This is a genomic window from bacterium, from assembly GCA_016703265.1.
In the GTDB taxonomy this organism is placed as follows: domain Bacteria; phylum Krumholzibacteriota; class Krumholzibacteriia; order LZORAL124-64-63; family LZORAL124-64-63; genus CAINDZ01.
The window spans coordinates 83,284-100,157 of sequence record JADJCK010000012.1 but is presented as its reverse complement, the minus strand read 5'-3'; the positions used below and the strand labels follow the sequence as shown (position 1 = coordinate 100,157).

The window sequence follows — 16,874 nt, the reverse complement described above, 5'->3', positions numbered from 1 at the left end:
CCGCCGTTCAGTTGGGACGCGCCGGCGACTTGCCCTTGCGGCCCGTCCGCCCTCGGGCGCTGCGCCCGGAAGTCGCGCGCTTGCCGCCGTCCACCAGGGCCAGCGGCAGCACTTCATCCATGGTCTCGACCAGGTGGACGGTCAGGTCGCGCCGGATTTCCGGCGCCAGTTCCTGGAAGTCCTTCTCGTTTTCCTTCGGAATGATCAGGTGCCGGCACCCGGCCCGGATCGCCGCCACGGCCTTTTCGGGCAGGCCGCCGATGGGCAGCACCTTCCCTCGCAGCGTGACCTCGCCGGTCATGGCGACGTCGGCGCGCACAGGCACGCCCCGCAGCAGCGAGACGATGGCCGTGGCCATGGCGATGCCCGCGCTGGGACCGTCCTTCGGCACCGCGCCCTCGGGCACGTGCAGGTGGATCTGGTTCTTCTTGAACCACTCCCCGGACATCTCGCGGCACAATCCGCGCGCATAGCTCAGCGCCGTCTCCGCCGACTCCTTCATCACGTCCTTGAGGTTGCCCGTGATGGTGATCTTGCCGGCGCCGGGGACCGAGTTGACCTCGACCTCGAGGATCTCGCCGCCGACCGTGGTCCAGGCCAGCCCGACGACGACGCCGATCTCCGGCTGCCGCTCCATGACCCGGCGACGGTACTTGGGAATGCCCAGGTACTTTTCGAGGTTGGCCGCCGTCACCGCAGCCGGCCACTTGCCGGTCTCGGCGTGGTGCCGCGCCACCTTGCGGCAGATGCCCGCGATCTCGCGTTCAAGGCTGCGCACCCCTGCCTCGCGCGTGTACCCGTCGATGATCGCCTGGAACGCCGTGTTCTTGAAGCCGCCCGGCCAGCGCCCCACGCCGTTGCGCTTCATCTGTCGCGGCGCCAGGAACCGCTCGGCGATGGTCCGCTTCTCGTGCTCGAGATAACCCGGCAGGCGGATGATCTCCATGCGGTCCTCGAGCGCCGGCGGGATCGAGTGCAGGCTGTTGGCTGTGGTGATGAACATCACCTGGCTGAGGTCGAACTCGACCTCGAGATAGTGGTCGCTGAACGTCGAATTCTGTTCGGGGTCCAGCACCTCGAGCAGGGCGGCCGCCGGGTCTCCCCGGAAGTCGGCGCCCATTTTGTCAATTTCGTCGAGCAGGAACACCGGGTTGCGCGTGCCCGCCTTGCGCAGCGACTCGATGATGCGCCCCGGCTTGCTGCCGATGTAGGTGCGCCGGTGGCCGCGGATTTCCGACTCGTCGCGCACGCCGCCGAGGCTGATGCGCACGAACTTCTTGCCCATGCTCTCGGCGATGCTGCGGCCGAGGCTGGTCTTGCCCACGCCGGGAGGCCCGACCAGGCAGAGAATGGTGCCCTGCGGCCGCCGCGTGAGCTTGTAGACAGCCAGGAACTCGACGATGCGCTCCTTGACCTTCTCCAGGCCGTAGTGGTCGGCATCCAGGCGCGCCTGCACATGCGCGGGATCGACGCGGTCGCGCGACTTCTTCTTCCAGGGCAGCGCCAGCAGCGTGTCCAGGTAGTTGCGCACCACGGTCGCCTCGGGACTCATGACCGACATCCGCTCGAGGCGCGTCACCTCGCGGCGCGCCACCTCCAGCGCCTCGGGGCTCAGGTCGCTGGCCTCGATGCGCGCGGAGTAGTCCTCGATCTCGGAGTCCTCGTCGGATGTGTAGCCCAGCTCCTTGCGGATGGCGCGCAGCTGCTCGTTCAGGTAGAACTCGCGCTGGTTGCGCTGCACGGCGGACTGGACCTCGCCGTCGATGCGCTGCTCGATCTCAAGGATATCCAGTTCACCGGCCAGGATCTGGTTGATGCGCGCCAACCGCTTGGCCAGCGCCGGCTCCTCGAGCAATTCCTGCTTCAACGGCACCTTGCCGAGGATGTAGGCGCTGATCGAGTCGCCCATGCGCCCGATCTCGTCGAGGTTCAGGACCGACAGCACACTTCGTCCGGCAGCCGCTTGTTCAGGCGCACGTATTCCTTGAACCGGTCCTTGATGGAGCGGCTGAGCGCCTCGATCTCGGGGCCCTCGGCCACTTCCTCCTTCATCGGGGCGACCGCCGCCTCCAGGAAGCCGTCGGCCTGCGTCACGTTGTCCAGGCGCACGCGCGCGGCGCCCTCGACGAGGATCTTCAGGGTCTCGTCCGGGGTGCGGATGATCTGCAGCACACGGATGACGGTACCGACGGTATAGAGATCGTCGCCGGCCGGTTCCTCGGTGTCCGGTTCACGCTGCGCCGCGACGCACAGGCGCTTGTCGCGTTCCATCGCCGCCTCGACGGCGGCGACCGAGGCGGCGCGGCCCACCAGCAGGGGCGTGACCATGTAAGGGAAGACGACGACGTCGCGCAGGGGCAGCAGCGGCATGCGCGCGGGCAGTGCCGGCGCCTCGGGGACAGCGGCGCGTTCGGGCGGAGTCGGGCTCATCATGCTCCTTGGCACGGTGGGAGTGCGCGGGCTGCCGGCGATGGTGACGACCGCGCCGGGATCGCTCCGGCCGCGGCCGGGCGACCCCGGCGGGGCCGACGCACGCTCGGGATCAGGCTTCCTTGATGTCCAGTGGCGGCTCGCCGAGCACCATTTCCGGTTCGGTCTGCTTCTCGACCGACTCGCGGGTGATGACGACCTGCCGCACATCGTCCAGCGACGGCACCTCGTACATGGTGCCGCGCATGATGCGTTCGAGGATCGAGCGGAGACCGCGGGCGCCCGTCTTGCGCTTGATCGCCAGGTCGGCGATCGCCTCAAGGGCTGCGGGCTCGAAGACCAGCTCGACGTCCTCCATCTCGAGGAGCTTGCGGTACTGCTTGGTCAGCGCGTTGCGCGGCTCGGACAGCACGCGGATCATCGCTTCGCGGTCCAGTTCCTTCAGGCTGGTCACCACCGGCAGGCGGCCGATCAGCTCGGGAATCAGTCCGTACTGCATGAGGTCCTGCGGCTCGACCAGCGAGAAGAACTCCTCGCGCTCCTCGCGCACCGTGTATTCCTCGGTACGCGCGAAGCCCAGCGTGTTGCGACCGACCCGGCGCTCGATGATCTTCTCGAGCCCCTGGAAGGCGCCGCCGCAGATGAACAGGATGTTGCGCGTGTTCACCTCGAGGTACTTCTGCTGCGGATGCTTGCGCCCACCCTGCGGCGGCACGTTGGCCACCGTACCTTCGAGGATCTTGAGCAGCGCCTGCTGCACGCCTTCGCCCGAAACATCGCGAGTGATCGAGGGGTTGCCGCTCTTGCGGCCGATCTTGTCGATCTCGTCCACGTAGACGATACCCTGCTCGGCCGCCGCGATGTTGTAGTCGGCCGCCTGGAAGCAGCCGCACAAGGATGTTCTCCACATCCTCGCCGACATAGCCGGCCTCGGTCAGTGCCGTGGCATCGGCGATCGCGAACGGCACGTTCAGGTAGCGCGCCAGCGTCTGCGCCAGCAGCGTCTTGCCCGTGCCGGTATTGCCGAGCATCAGGATGTTGCTCTTGTCGATCTCGACGCCGTCGCCCGTGACCTTCTGGTGGATCCGCTTGTAGTGGTTATAGACGGCCACCGACAGGCTGACCTTCGCCTCGTCCTGCCCGATCACGTACAGGTCGAGGTACTCGCGGATCTCGCGGGGCTTCGGGAACTTCGGCGGCGCCAGGGCCGCCTCGTCGAGCATCTCGCCCTCGAGGATGTCGTTGCAGAGCTTGATGCATTCGCTGCAGATGTAGACACTCGACGGCCCAGCGACGAGTTTCGCCACTTCGTCCTGCCCGCGAGCGCAGAATGAGCACTTTATCATCTGCGGACTGCCGTTCTGCCGACGTTTCATCACTGCTCCCCGACCGCGTCCCGCGGGCCCGAACGGCCCTACTTCTTCTTCGCCTTGTCCGTCTCGATTTCGCTGCGGCTCTCGATGACCTTGTCGACGATCCCGTAAGCGCAGGCCTCGTCGGCGGACATGAAGAAGTCTCGGTCACTGTCGGCGGCTATCTTCTCGAGCGACTGGCCGGTATGCTTGGCGAGGATGCCGTAGAGCTTGTCCCGGATGCTCAGGATCTCCCGGGTGTAGATCTCGATCATGCTCGCCTGGCCCTGGCTGCCGCCCAGAGGCTGATGGATCATCACCCGCGAGTTCTTCAGCGCCGACCGTTTGCCGTCCTTGCCGGCCGCCAGGAGCACGGCGCCCATGCTGGCCGCCTGCCCCATGCAGATGGTAACCACATCATTTGTAATGTATTGCATCGTATCGTAGATGGCAAGACCAGCGGTCACGCTGCCGCCGGGACTGTTGATGTAAAGATAGATATCCCGTTCAGGATCCTCAGCTTGCAGAAAGAGCATCTGGGCGATGACCAGATTGGCGATGTTGTCATCGACCGGAAAGCCGAGGAAAATGATGCGGTCCTTGAGGAGCCGCGAATAGATGTCATAGGCGCGCTCGCCATGACTGGTTTGATCAACGACCACGGGAACCAGCATCACTACTCCGTTTCGATCAGGAGACCGTTTCACTCAGGACATCCGTGTCCGCGGGCACATCCTGGACCGCCGCGCGCGACAGCAGGAAATCGTACGTACGCCGCTCGAGAAGGTCGTATTCGATCCGTTCCCGCTCGTCGCCACTGTCGACGAATTCACGGTACCGGTCAACCTCGAAACCGTTTTCGGCGGCAATCTCGGCGATCCGTTCATCGACCGCCTCCTTGTCCGCCTTGATCTCTTCCTGCCGCCGGACGGCTTCGAGCAGGAGCATGCCCCGCAGCGCGCGTTCGGCGTGCGGACGCCCCTCCTCGCGGTAGGTCGCGTCCTCCTGCTCGGTGTTGGCGCGTCCAACCCGCAGGTTGCGCTGGTGCAGCTCGGCCAGCCCCGACTCGAGGTACTTGTCGACCATGGACTGCGGCAGGGGAACCTCGTGCCGCTTCAGGAGTTCCGCCTGGAGCTGGACATCCAGCTCCTGGGCGACGCGGCGGGCCGCCTCCTTCTCCAGGTCCTTGCGGATGTCCGCGCGCAGTCCGGCCACGTCCTGGACCGGGCCGCAGCTGGCGGCGAACGCGTCGTCGAGCTCCGCCAGCTTCTTCTGGGCCACCGACTTGATCAGGCAGCGAAACTTGACCGAACGCCCCTGCAGCTGCGGGTTCGGATGGTCGGCCGGGTAGGCAACCTCGACGATGCGTTCGTTGCCGGCGGCACAGCCGTCGAGGCGCTCGTTGAACGCCGGGAGATTGTTCTCGGCGCCCAGCACGAAGCGCTGGTCGGCAATCAGGCGGGCCTCGTCGAAGTTGCCGGCGTCATCGCCGGGCAGCAGGTCAAGCGTGACCTGGTCGCCGTTGCGCGCCTCGCGCTCGACGGTCTCCCAGCCGGCCCGCGCCTCGCGCAGCCGCTCGATCACCCGCTCGACATCCTCGTCGGACACCGACACCTGCCGCCGCTTCACGGGCAGCCCGGACAGGTCGTTCAGCTTGATCTCGGGCCGCACCTCGACCACGAGGTCGAACTTCAGGGGGCCCTCCTCCTTGAACTCGAGGTTTTCCAGCGCCGGATCGTTCACCGGCGCAAGCTTGTGCTCGAGGATGGCATTGATCCAGGCCTTCGGCACCAGCGCCTCGACGGCCTCGACGCGGATCATCTCGCCCAGTTCCCGCTCGAGAACCGCCTTCGGCGTGTGTCCCTTGCGGAAGCCCGGGCGATGGTGTGTCCGGGCGGCCTTCTTGAGCCGGTCGGCGTATTCGCGCTCGTAGAGGGAGCGGGCGACCTCGGCGCGGATGACGCGACGGCAGGGCTCAGGCGACTCGACGGTCGTGACGATGGGCCGATCGGCGCCGGTCTGGTTCTCGGACATGGCCTTGATCCTTGCGTGTGGAATGTGAAAACGGCCCGGCGCTGGAAGGCCCCGGGCGCGGCGCGCAGTGCTGGGAAACGGGCCCCGGAGGGCCTGCCTGGTGCGCCCCGAAGGGTCCTGGTGCGCCCCGAAGGGTCCTGGTGCGCCCCGGAGGGTCCTGGTGCGAGAGGGGGGGCTCGAACCCCCACGGGTTTCCCCACAGGAACCTAAATCCTGCGTGTCTGCCAGTTCCGCCACTCTCGCTTGGAAACCGATTGGGCGCCGGCAATCCGGTGCTCACAAACCCATCAGGCGATTCCGGGGAACGGGCCCCGCGGCGGCGCGGGCCGCGCGAATATAGCCCCGGCCCCAAAAGGGGTCAAGGGAGCCCCCGCCCCCTACTGGAGCCGCCGGTAGATGGTGCGGGCCGCAATGCCGAGGATCCTGGCGGCCATTTCCTTGTCCCCGCCGGTGCTTTCGAGCGTGGCCTGGATCAGCTCCATCTCGGCATCGCGCAGCGTGCAGCCCACGGGGATGACCACCTGCTCAAGGCGCGCCCGGCCGGCCACCACGTTGGGCGGCAGGGCGTCGACGTCGACCTGCGACTGGCGTGAGAGCACGACCGCCCGCTCGACGGCGTTCTCGAGTTCGCGCACGTTGCCGGGCCAGCCGTAGCGCCCGAGCACCTCCAGCGCCGCCGGCGTGAAGCCCGACAGCTGCTTGCTGTTCTTGGCGTTGTAGCGGGCAAGGAAGAAGTCCGCGAGCAGCGTCACGTCATCGCCGCGCCGCCGCAGGGGCGGCAGTTCCAGGTTGATCACGTTCAACCGGTAGAAAAGGTCCTCACGGAAGCGCCCGGCCTCCACGAGGGCGGGCAGGTCGGAATTGGTGGCGGCGATGATCCTCACGTCGACCACCACCGGCTCGCCGCCGCCGAGCCGCTCCAGCGTGCCTTCCTGGAGCACACGCAGCAGCTTCACCTGCGTGGTGGGGCTCATCTCCCCCACTTCGTCCAGGAACAGCGTGCCGCGGTCGGCCAGCTCGAAGCGTCCCTTGCGGCGCGCCACGGCGCCGGTGAAGGCGCCCTTCTCGTAGCCGAACAGCTCTGCTTCCAGCAGCGTTTCGGGCAGCGCGGCGCAGCTGACGGTGACCATGTTGCGCCGGGCGCGATCGCTCCAGCGGTGGATGGCCGAGGCGAACACCTCCTTGCCCGTGCCGCTCTCCCCGGTGATCAGGATCGTCGCGCTGCTCGGGGCCGCCTGCTGCGCCGTGGCGATGGCCCGTCGCATGGGTTCGCTGCGACCGATGATGTCCGCAGTGCCCTGGATCTCGTCCAGCTTGCGCCGCAGCTGCCGGTTCTCCATCAGCAGGTTCTGCTTCTCGAGCGCCTTGCGCACCACCTTCAGCGTGGTGGACGTCGAGAAGGGCTTCTCGATGAAGTCGTAAGCGCCGGATTTCATGGCATCGACAGCCGTTTCGATCGAACCGTGCCCGGTGATGATGACGAACTCGGTGGACGGCGAGATGATCTGCGCCGCCTTGAGCAGGTCGAGGCCGCCCATGCGGGGCATCTGCAGGTCGGACAGCACGAGATGAATCTCCTGCCGCCGCAGGACCTGCAGCGCTTCCTCGCCGTTGCCCGCCGTCACGACCGCATAGCCGTTGCGCCCGAGCAGCTTGCTGAGCGCGCGGCAGAGTTCCGGCTCGTCGTCGACGATGAGGATGGTGGCGCCCGCCATCTCGTCGGGAGACGGACCGGCTCCCGTGGGCGCGCTGGGGTCGCTCTGCGTCATGGAACTCCCGGGGGGACGGACCGGCGCGGCTGTCGGACACAGCCGCGCACTGCCTCACATCTAGTCCATGAATGCGCCCGGTGTCAACGGCGGCGGGCCGCAGGCCGGGTTCAGGCAGGCAGCCCGCCCGGCCAGACGCGCCCGAAAACGCCCCGCTCCCGGGCCGAAGCCAGCAGCGACTCGCGGAAATCGGGGTGCGCGATGCCGATCAGGGCCTCGGCGCGCTCGCGCAGGCTGCGTCCGAGCATGGGCGCCGCGCCGTACTCGGTGACGACGACATGCACGTCCGCTCGCGTGATCACCACGCCGGCGCCGTGGGCCAGGAAGGGCACGATGCGCGACCGCGTGCCGTCGGAAGTCGTCGACGGCAGCGCGATGATCGGCAGGCCGCCCTCGGCCAGGGCCGCACCACGCATGAAGTCGGCCTGGCCGCCGAACCCGCTGTGGATACGCTCGCCGATCGAGTCGGAACAGACCTGGCCGGTCAGGTCGACCTCGATGGCGCTGTTGACCGCTGTCATGCCCACATTGCGGGCGATCGTGGCCGGGTGGTTGACGTAGTCGGTGGGATGGAACTCGAACAGCGCATTGTCGTGCGCGAAATCGTAGGTCTTCCGCGTGCCCATGATGAAACCGGCGACGACCTTGCCCGGGTGCAGCGTCTTGCGCTCGCCCGTCACGACGCCGCTCTGCACCAGGCCGGGCAGCGCCTCGGTGATCATCTCGGTGTGCACGCCAAGGTCGCGGCGGTCGCCCAGGAACTCGAGCACCGCGTTGGGAATCGCGCCGAGGCCCAGCTGCAGGCAGGCACCATCCTGGATCAGCCCCGCCACGTGCCGACCGACGGCGCGCTCGAGTTCCGTCGGCGGCTCGGGATGGAATTCGTCCAGGTCGCGTTCCACCTCGACGAAGGCCTCGATTTTGGAGACGTGGATGAAGCTGTCGCCCAGCGTGCGGGGCATGCGGCGGTTCACTTCCACCACGATGTTGCGCGCGCACAGCGCCGCCGGCTTCGTGACCCCGACCTCGATGCCGAAGGAGCAGAAGCCGTGCTCGTCGGGCGGGCTCACCTGGATCAGCGCCCAATCCAGCGGGATGACGCCGCGACGGAACAGGCGCGGCATCTCGTGCAGGTGGATGGGGATGTAGTCGGCACGCCCTTCGTTGACCGCTTCGCGCGTGTTCGCCGCCACGAAGCAGTCGCGCAGGCGGAAGCTCTCTTCCATGCCCGGGGCGATGTACGGCGCCTCGCCCATGGTCAGGTGATGGATGATGTCGACGCCGCGGAGCTCGTCGTGCCTCGCCGCCAGGGCGCTGATGAGCCCGTGGGGCGCCGCGCAGCCCGAGCCGAGGTAGACCTTCTCGCCCGAGGCGATGGCGCCCACCGCTTCCTCGGGGGTGCGCAGGCGTTCGCGATAGCGCGCCATCCAGCTCATGAGGTGCCCCCCGGCAGGAGGTCGGCCACGGGTGTCCACGCGCAGCCGTGCGCTGCGGCCAGGCCCGGCTGGGTCACCAGCCCTTCCATGACGTTCACGCCGCGCGCGAGCGACGGGTCGGCGGCCAGGGCCGCGTGCGGGCCACGGGCCGCGATGGCCGCCAGGTACGGCAGGATGGCGCCGCCCAGCGCGTAGCTGGACGACCGTGCCACGAGGCTGGGCAGGTTCGGCACGCAGAAGTGCGTCACACCGTCCACCACGTAGGTCGGATCGGACAGGCGGGTGGGCCGGCTGGTGGCGAAGCAGCCGCCCTGGTCGACCGAGATGTCGATCACCAGGCTCTTCTCGCGCAGCAATCCCACCATCTCCCGCGTGACCAGGTGCGGTGTCCGGGCGCCCGGGATGAGCACGGCGCCGACCACCACGTCGGCATACGACAGCGCCTTGCGCAGCGTCGCCTCGCTGGCGAGGAACGTCGTGACCTGGCCGGGGAACGTCCAGTCGAGCTCCGTGATGCGTGCGAAATCGCTGTCCAGCAACGTGACCCGCGCACCGGCGCCGATGCACGCGCGCACGGCATTGCGTCCGACCGTACCCGCACCGATGACCACCACTTCGGCCGGCGGCACCGCGGGCGCGCCGCCCAGCAGGATACCGAGGCCGCCGTGATCGGTCTGCAGGTAGCGGGCCGCGATCTGCGGCACCATGCGGCCGGCGATCTGGCTCAGCGGCCGCAGCACCGGCAGGTTCCCGTTCTCCTCCTGGATCGTCACGAAGTCCAGCGCCAGGCAGCGGCGTTCGACCAGCAGGTCGATGAGTCCGCGCTCGGCCGCGGCCAGGTTCATCACCGAGGCCAGGATCTGGCCTTCACGCACAAAGGGGTACTCGTCGGGCTGCGGCTTGCCGACCTTGACGACCATGTCGGCGCGGCCCCAGATCTCCTCGGCGCTGTGCGCAATGCGCGCGCCGGCCTGTTCGTACTGCTCGTCCGTGAAGCCGGCGCCGAGCCCGGCCCGCACCTCGACGTGCACTTCGTGGCCACGCGCGGTCAACTCGGCCGCAGCACGCGGCGGCAGCGCCACGCGGTGTTCGTCGGCCACACGCGAACGCGGAATCCCGATGATCATGCCTGGCTCCCTGGCTTCGCTAGCGGGCGTTCTTCACGAATTCGTAGCCGCGCCCGAACGCGTCGATGTTCATGTCCACGAGGCTGCGCTTCTTGATGGCCGCCCGCAGCGTGTCCTCGCAGAACTCGCGCGGGAAGCAACCGGTGGCGGCAACCAGCGCACCGAGGACCACCACGTTGGCGATCTTCGCGGTGCCGACCTCGTCGGCGATCCCGGTGGCCGGGATCAGCACCGGCCGCAGGCGCTTCGCGTCGGGGCGACCCTCGACGATCGTCGTGTCGACGATGATGGTGCCGCCGTCAACCACTTCGCCGGCAAAGGCGTCGAGCGAAGGCTGGTTCATGACCACCAGCACGTTCGGCTTGTCCACCAGCGGCGTGCCGATGCGGCCGCGGCACACGTTCACCGAGCAGTTGGCGGTGCCGCCGCGCATCTCGGGGCCGTAGGCCGGGAACCAGCTCACGTGCTGGCCCGCGCGCATGCCGATCTGCGACAGCAGCAGGCCGAGCGTAAGGATGCCCTGGCCGCCGAAGCCGGCGAACTTGCAGTGCAGGTCGTGCTCGAGCGCCACGGGGGCGGACTCGCCGAGCGTGCTCTTCAGGCGGTCAAGGTACTCGTTCACGCGAGCCGGCTCGTACGGATCGCAGCGACGGTTCCACGAGCCCTCGTCGCGGCTCTCGCTCTCGTCCTTGTAGACGCCGAGCGGGAACACCTTGAGCATGTCCTCGATCAGCCAGTCGCGGGCGTGCACGGGATCCATTTTCCAGCCGGTGGGGCAGGCCGACACGATCTCGACGAAGCTGTAGCCCTTGCCCTCGGCCTGGATCTTGAGTGCCTTCCGGATGGCCTTGCGCGCCTTCATGATGTGCTTGCTGTCGCCGATCGCCACGCGCTCGATGTAGGTCGGCGCGGGGAGTGTGGCGAGCATCTCGGCCATGCGGATCGGGTTGCCGTGCAGGGTCTCGATGCGCCCCTGCGGCGTCGTCGTCGAGCGCTGGCCCAGCATCGTCGTCGGGGCCATCTGGCCGCCGGTCATGCCGTAGATGGCGTTGTTGACGAAGAACACGCAGATGTTCTCGCCGCGGTTGGCGGCGTGGATCGTCTCGGCCGTGCCGATCGCCGCCAGGTCGCCGTCGCCCTGGTACGAGATCACGATCGAGTCGGGATTCGTGCGCTTGACGGCCGTGGCAACGGCGGGCGCACGACCGTGCGCGGCCTGGAAGTTGCCGCAGTTGAAGTAGTAGTAGCCGAACACCGAGCAACCGACCGGCGACACGAACACCGACCGCCCGATCAGGCCCATGTCCTCGAGGGCCTCGGCGATCATCTTGTGCACGTTGCCGTGGCCGCAGCCCGGGCAGTAGTGCGTGGCGTCCTTGGCCGGGCCGCTCTTGCGCTCGAAGCTCGGGAAGAATCCCGCGGATTTCTCGTAGGTCTTCATCAGCGGGCTCCTCCACTCATGACGCGCCGGAACTCGGCAAGCAGTTCGTCGCCGCCGGGCACCATGCCGCCGCAGCGCCCGTAGAAGTGCACCGGCCGGCGGCCCTCGACGGCCAGCCGGACATCCTCGACCATCTGACCCGTCGAAAGTTCGACCGCCAGAAACGCCTTCGCGGTTCCGCACAGGTCGATGATCGCCTGGGTCGGGAACGGCCACACCGTGATGGGCCGCAGCAGGCCCACCTTGAGGCCCTCGGCCCGCGCCTGGTCCACCGCCGAGTAGACGATGCGGCTGACCACGCCGTAGGCGACGACGACCAGGTCGGCGTCATCGACCTTGTACTTCTCGAAGAGCACCTCGTCGGCCTCGATGCGCTTGTACTTCGCGTCGAGCTTGAGGTTGTGCTCCTCGAGCTTCTCCGGTTCGAGCGTGATGCTGCTGACCAGGTTGCCCGCCGTGTCCGGCGTGCCCGTCACGGCCCACGACGAATGATCCCACCGGGCCGCCTTCGCTGTCGGGATCTCCACCACTTCCATCATCTGGCCAGTGATGCCGTCGGCCATGATGCAGGCGGGATTGCGGTACTTGTCGGCCAGGTCGAAGGCGAGCATCGTGAGGTCGCACATCTCCTGCGCGCCGTTCGGCGCGAGCGTGATGAGCCGGTAATTGCCGTGACCGCCGCCCTTCGTGATCTGGAAGTAGTCGGCCTGCTCGGGCGCGATGTTGCCCAGCCCGGGGCCGCCGCGCACGATGTTGACCACGACGCAGGGCAGTTCAGCGCCCGCGCAGTATGAGAGGCCTTCCTGCTTCAGGCTGAAGCCGGGGCTCGACGAAGCGGTCATGGTGCGCACGCCCATGCCGGCCGAACCGTAGACCATGTTCATGGCCGCCACTTCGCTCTCGGCCTGGATGAAGACGCCGCCGAGCGCGGGGAAGTGCAGGGCGGCGGCGTGGGCGATTTCGCTGGCGGGGGTGATCGGGTAGCCGTAGTACGCACGGCACCCGGCGGCGAGCGCGCCGACGACGATGGCGTCGTTCCCCTTCATGAATTGTCTGGCCATGATTCCTCGTTTCGTGCGTGCGGTCCGTTCCTTCGTCCGTCGCGCACCGGTGCGCGCCGGCGCAGCATCCTACGGTTTGTGCACGCGGATGGCGCCCGGCTCCGGGCACGCGTAGAAGCACAGCCCGCAGCCGGTGCAGTCGGCACCGGTGTAGAAAGCGGGGTGATAGCTGGCGCTGTTGAGCTTCTCGCTGATCGCGATGACACTCTTCGGGCAGACAGCCAGGCACAACTGGCAGCCTTTGCAAAGCTCGCCGTTGACCTCCATGAAGGGGACGTCGAGCGCCGTGTTCTCGTTCATGGGAAAGCCACCTCATCGTCGCGGGTTGCGGAGGCGTCGAGGTCGTTGCGGGCAAAGATAATGCGGGGCTGTGGGCGACCAAGGGAATTGTTCCCCGCGCGGCGCGCGTTTCCTGACCCTTACGGTCCGGATTGACGCGCGCGGCCGTGCAGACACGCGACCGCGCCCCGGTCGTGCCTCTCAGCGATCGGTGAACACCGCCGGCCGCTTCTCGAGGAAGGCGCGGCAACCCTCGTGGCCGTCGTCCGAGGCGGCCACCATCCCGAACAACCCCGCTTCCAGGCGCAGGCCCGCCGCCTGGTCGGTGGCCAGCCCGCCGTCGACGGCTTCGAGCGCGCAGCGCAAGGTGAGCGAGGAACGGGCTGCGATCTCGCGCGCCACCGCGGCCACGGCTTCCGCCAGCTCGGCCGACGGCACCACGCGATCGACCAGGCCGATCGCCAGGGCCTCCGCGGCCGTCACCATGTTGCCCCGCAAAATCATCTCGAGCGCGCGACCGCGCCCGACCAGCCTCGGCAGGCGCTGCGTGCCGCCATAGCCGGGAATCAACCCCAGCCCTGTCTCGGGCAGGCCCAGCTTCGCGGTGTCGGCAGCCCAGCGAAAGCTGCAGGCCAGCGCCAGTTCGCAGCCGCCGCCCAGGGCAAAGCCGTTGACCGCCGCGATCACCGGCTTGCCCAGGTGCTCGATGCGGTCCATCAGGGCCTGGCCCCGCCGCGACAGTGCCTGCCCGGGCGCTGCGGCCAGTGTGGCCAGCTCGCCGATGTCGGCCCCGGCCACGAAGGCCTTGGGCCCGGCCCCGGTCACGACCACGACGCGCGCGGCGGGGTCGGTCGCCAGGGCGGCGAAGCAGGCATCCAGTTCCCGGATCGTCCGGGCGTCCAGGGCGTTCAGCTTTTCGGGGCGGTTGATGGTCACGGTGGCCACGCCGGCAGCCACCTCGCAAAGGATGTTCTCGGTGGTCATGGTATCGGCCCCATCCGGTCTGGAAGTCCTGGGTTGGTTGCGGGCAGCCACGTGCGGTTGCCGGCCCGACTATACGCCGCAGGCGGCGCCTGCGTCCACCGGCAGCCCGGGTGAACGAAGTGGCGGCAGCCCACCGCGATCGGGAATGGTCACGTAATTGTCGCAATGACAAGGGATATCAAATTCGCCGGCGTCCGCGAGGTCCCCGGCGGACCTCGACGTCTCCGGCCGTTGGATACGCGATCGCAAAACCGCCCGCTCTGATGGCAGGAAAAAAGCTCACATTCGGCTTTTTTTTGGCTGGACACTCCCCTGGACCGGTGGTATCGTCCGCAGCAGTCACCGTATGGAACGTCATCCGGCGCCCACGAGATGACCACGCCATGAACCGAGTTCGGTGGGGGCTTCCGGTAGGACTATAACGGATTTCCGATTCGGACAGGCGGCCAGCGGGCCGTCAGGACGACAACCGGGGGATCACGATGAGGAAATTTGCTCTCGCTCTTGTCGCAGTCAGTCTCGTGACGGCCGGCGTGGCTTTCGCGTGCGGCACGTCGATTCACGACCTTCAGGTCAACTCGCCGGCAGGCGTCGGTTCGTTGAAGACGCCGTGCGGCGTGGTCATCACCGCGGTGCGCCCCGACGGGATCTACGTCTCGCAGGCTCCGCACGGCGCCTGGGATGCGATCTTCGTTTACTGGCCCGGTCACACGTACTTCGGCGGCGCCGTGGCTGCGCCGGGCGACGTCGTGGACATCTGCGGCGAATTCAAGGAAGTCTGCGGCCTGTCGACGATCGACATCCCGGCTGCCGGCATCTACGGTTCCGTCATCAAGACGGGCACCGCGCCGATCCCGGCCGTGAACTACGTGACGGCCGCCGCTCTCGCGGCATCGCCTGAGCAGTGGGAAAGCGTCACGATCATGATCACCGACGGCATGTCTGTCCCGGCCGGCTACAGCCTGGGTTCCGGCATGTGGAACGTCGAGGCCCTCGACGGCACGACCGTGGTCTTCGACGACTTCTGGTACAACTTCGGCAGCGTGATGGAAGGCCAGTGCTACAACAACGCCACCGGCATCCTGCACGACGCCTGCGGTTCGTTCCTCTTCGAGCCGTTCCTCAACGGCATCCCCGTCGTCAACTGCTCGGTCGGCATCGAGCCGGTCAGCATGGGCTCGATCAAGGCGCGGTACCGGTAGTCCGGGGCCGCTCCAGCGAGGCGATGATGAGGCACAGGGGCGGTCCTTCGGGACCGCCCCTCGTCTTTTGGTGGCTTTTGCCCGCTCCCCGGATCGGTACAGCCGGACCTTTCGGGCCCTGCCCACCCCCTTGGGCCCCTTGCCCGCCGGGGCCAGGGCCGGCAAGTGGTCGTGAACACGCATTATAATGATGACGCAGGTCGCGATTGGATCTATCTTCTAGGGGTCCCGGCAGGCACCGTCAGGTGCCGGCCCCGCCACGCCAGCGGTCCCAAGACAGGATTCCCATGCCCGGCTTGCCGACATCCCTGCTCCTGGCCGTCACCGGCCTGCTTGGTGCGGGCTGCGGCGCAGCCGTGTTCCTGCTGGTGCGCGAGAAGCGCCAGGCGCAGCACATGGCACTGCGGGTCCAGCGTCGGAACGCCGAAATCGGACGCCTTCGCCAGCAGCTGCTGGACGCACGGCGCTTCGAGGTCGTCGGCATCCTGTCCGGCGGCATCGTCAACAACCCGAATAATCTCCTGTCGGCCATGCTGGGCAGTGCGCGGCTCGCGAATCACGAAGCCGGGCTGCCGATGCCCGCGCGCCAGGAACTGGACCGGCTCCTGAAGGCCGGCCACCAGGCTGCCGACCTCGTGCGCGAACTCGGTGACTTCTACCGCGACGCCGACCAGGCGCGCCGGCCCCAGGAGTTGCTGCCGGTGGTGCGCGACACGGTGAAGCTCCTGCAGGATATCGTGCCGTCGACGATCGACGTACGCGCGGAGTTGCGGCAGTGCGGGCCGGTGCTCGCCACGCGCGCCGGCGTGCAGCAGGCGATCATGAGTCTCGGCAGCGGCGCCGTGCAGGCGCTGGGCGCACCCGGCGGTCGCCTGACGATCCGCCTGGGTGAGCGCCGCCTCGAGCAGTCGCGCGCGGCCAGGCCGGTCGACCTCGCCGTCGGGTCCTATGCCTGCCTGAGCCTGGAGATCACGCCGGCCGAGCGCGCCTTGAACGAATTGCTCCCCGAAGCGGAGTTGACGACGCTGAGCCAGCAACTGGGCGACCAGGGCGGCCTCACCGTGACCGTGGCCGGACCCGGTGGCACCCAGACCTGCGAGTTGTGGTTCCCCCTGATCGCCTGGCGCGTGGCCACCGACCACGAGACGGCGATCACGAAACTGCCGCGCCCGGTGGTCGTCCCCAGCGAGCCGGAGCCGGTCGAGGTCGAAGCGCCGGCCAGCGCCGGTCCCCCGCGCGCCACGATCCTGCTCGTCGACGACGAGGAGATGGTGGCCCAGGTCCTGGCGCGAGGCCTGCGCCGGCTCGGCTATCGCGTGGTGACCCACCTGGACAGCCGCACGGCGTTGGCGGATTTCACGCAGACGCCCGAACTGTTCGACATCGTGATCACCGACCAGATCATGCCGCAGATGTCGGGCGTTCGCCTGGCCCAGAAGATCCATGAAGTGCGGCCCGATATCCCGGTCGCGCTCTGCACCGGTTTCCGCGACAGCTTCAACGAACAGCAGGCGCGTGAAGCCGGCGTGGCCGACTTCATCCTCAAGCCTACCAGCCATCGCGCCCTGGCCGCGGTCGTCGACCGGCACGTGCTCAAGCGCATGGAAGGCCGCGGCTGACCGGTCGTCCGTCCCACTGCGCGCCGACGCCATCACCGCCAGGACCACCGCGCCATTCCGACTATCTCGCATCAATGCGATCTGCTATCCTGACGGCCGCCAGAGCCACCCGGAAACCGGACGGACTCCAGAGGAACCGC

At 68.0% G+C, this 16,874-nt stretch carries 11 protein-coding genes, 1 tRNA gene and 2 pseudogenes; 2 read left to right on the top strand and 12 right to left on the bottom strand.

Annotation, left to right across the window (positions count from 1 at the left end; all coding sequences use genetic code 11):
- Window positions 1-7 precede the first annotated feature (7 nt).
- The 12 genes and pseudogenes from lon to IPG61_18565 all read right to left on the bottom strand — a co-directional run bounded on the left by lon (window position 8) and on the right by IPG61_18565 (window position 13,913).
- A pseudogene (gene lon / locus IPG61_18620) lies at window positions 8-2,370 on the bottom strand (endopeptidase La).
- A 172-nt stretch (window positions 2,371-2,542) separates the two neighbouring features.
- A pseudogene (gene clpX, locus IPG61_18615) lies at window positions 2,543-3,806 on the bottom strand (ATP-dependent Clp protease ATP-binding subunit ClpX).
- Window positions 3,807-3,844: 38 nt separating this feature from the next.
- Complete coding sequence (gene clpP / locus IPG61_18610; GenBank protein MBK6736042.1) at window positions 3,845-4,456, bottom strand: ATP-dependent Clp endopeptidase proteolytic subunit ClpP; 612 nt, start codon at window positions 4,454-4,456, stop codon at window positions 3,845-3,847.
- Between the two features lie 16 nt (window positions 4,457-4,472).
- A complete protein-coding gene (gene tig, locus IPG61_18605) occupies window positions 4,473-5,816 on the bottom strand; it encodes a trigger factor (GenBank protein ID MBK6736041.1) in 1,344 nt (447 codons plus the stop codon).
- Window positions 5,817-5,974: 158 nt separating this feature from the next.
- A tRNA-Leu gene (locus IPG61_18600) sits at window positions 5,975-6,059 on the bottom strand.
- Between the two features lie 134 nt (window positions 6,060-6,193).
- Window positions 6,194-7,531, bottom strand: coding sequence for a sigma-54-dependent Fis family transcriptional regulator (locus IPG61_18595; GenBank protein MBK6736040.1), 1,338 nt, complete (start codon window positions 7,529-7,531; stop codon window positions 6,194-6,196).
- A 164-nt stretch (window positions 7,532-7,695) separates the two neighbouring features.
- Window positions 7,696-9,012, bottom strand: coding sequence for an acetyl-CoA hydrolase/transferase family protein (locus IPG61_18590; protein ID MBK6736039.1), 1,317 nt, complete (start codon window positions 9,010-9,012; stop codon window positions 7,696-7,698).
- A gap of 5 nt (window positions 9,013-9,017) precedes the next feature.
- The gene (locus tag IPG61_18585) at window positions 9,018-10,148 is read right to left on the bottom strand and encodes an alanine dehydrogenase (GenBank protein ID MBK6736038.1); all 1,131 of its coding nucleotides are present in this window, start codon (window positions 10,146-10,148) and stop codon (window positions 9,018-9,020) included.
- 19 nt (window positions 10,149-10,167) lie between these two features.
- The gene (locus tag IPG61_18580; protein ID MBK6736037.1) at window positions 10,168-11,589 is read right to left on the bottom strand and encodes a 2-oxoacid:acceptor oxidoreductase family protein; all 1,422 of its coding nucleotides are present in this window, start codon (window positions 11,587-11,589) and stop codon (window positions 10,168-10,170) included.
- Complete coding sequence (locus IPG61_18575; protein MBK6736036.1) at window positions 11,589-12,650, bottom strand: 3-methyl-2-oxobutanoate dehydrogenase subunit VorB; 1,062 nt, start codon at window positions 12,648-12,650, stop codon at window positions 11,589-11,591. Before IPG61_18575 ends, IPG61_18580 begins: the two co-directional genes overlap by 1 nt.
- Before the next feature lie 69 nt (window positions 12,651-12,719).
- Entirely contained in the window at window positions 12,720-12,950 is a 231-nt protein-coding gene (locus tag IPG61_18570; protein MBK6736035.1) for a 4Fe-4S dicluster domain-containing protein, read from the bottom strand.
- Between the two features lie 180 nt (window positions 12,951-13,130).
- Window positions 13,131-13,913 carry an enoyl-CoA hydratase/isomerase family protein gene (locus tag IPG61_18565; GenBank protein ID MBK6736034.1) on the bottom strand — a complete coding sequence of 261 codons (783 nt, stop codon included), beginning with the start codon at window positions 13,911-13,913 and terminating at the stop codon, window positions 13,131-13,133.
- A 482-nt stretch (window positions 13,914-14,395) separates the two neighbouring features.
- Here IPG61_18565 and IPG61_18560 point away from each other — a divergent pair, with 482 nt between their 5' ends.
- Together IPG61_18560 and IPG61_18555 are read left to right on the top strand one after the other, a co-directional pair.
- Complete coding sequence (locus IPG61_18560) at window positions 14,396-15,115, top strand: hypothetical protein (protein MBK6736033.1); 720 nt, start codon at window positions 14,396-14,398, stop codon at window positions 15,113-15,115.
- 287 nt (window positions 15,116-15,402) lie between these two features.
- Window positions 15,403-16,734, top strand: coding sequence for a response regulator (locus IPG61_18555; protein ID MBK6736032.1), 1,332 nt, complete (start codon window positions 15,403-15,405; stop codon window positions 16,732-16,734).
- Window positions 16,735-16,874: the final 140 nt, after the last annotated feature.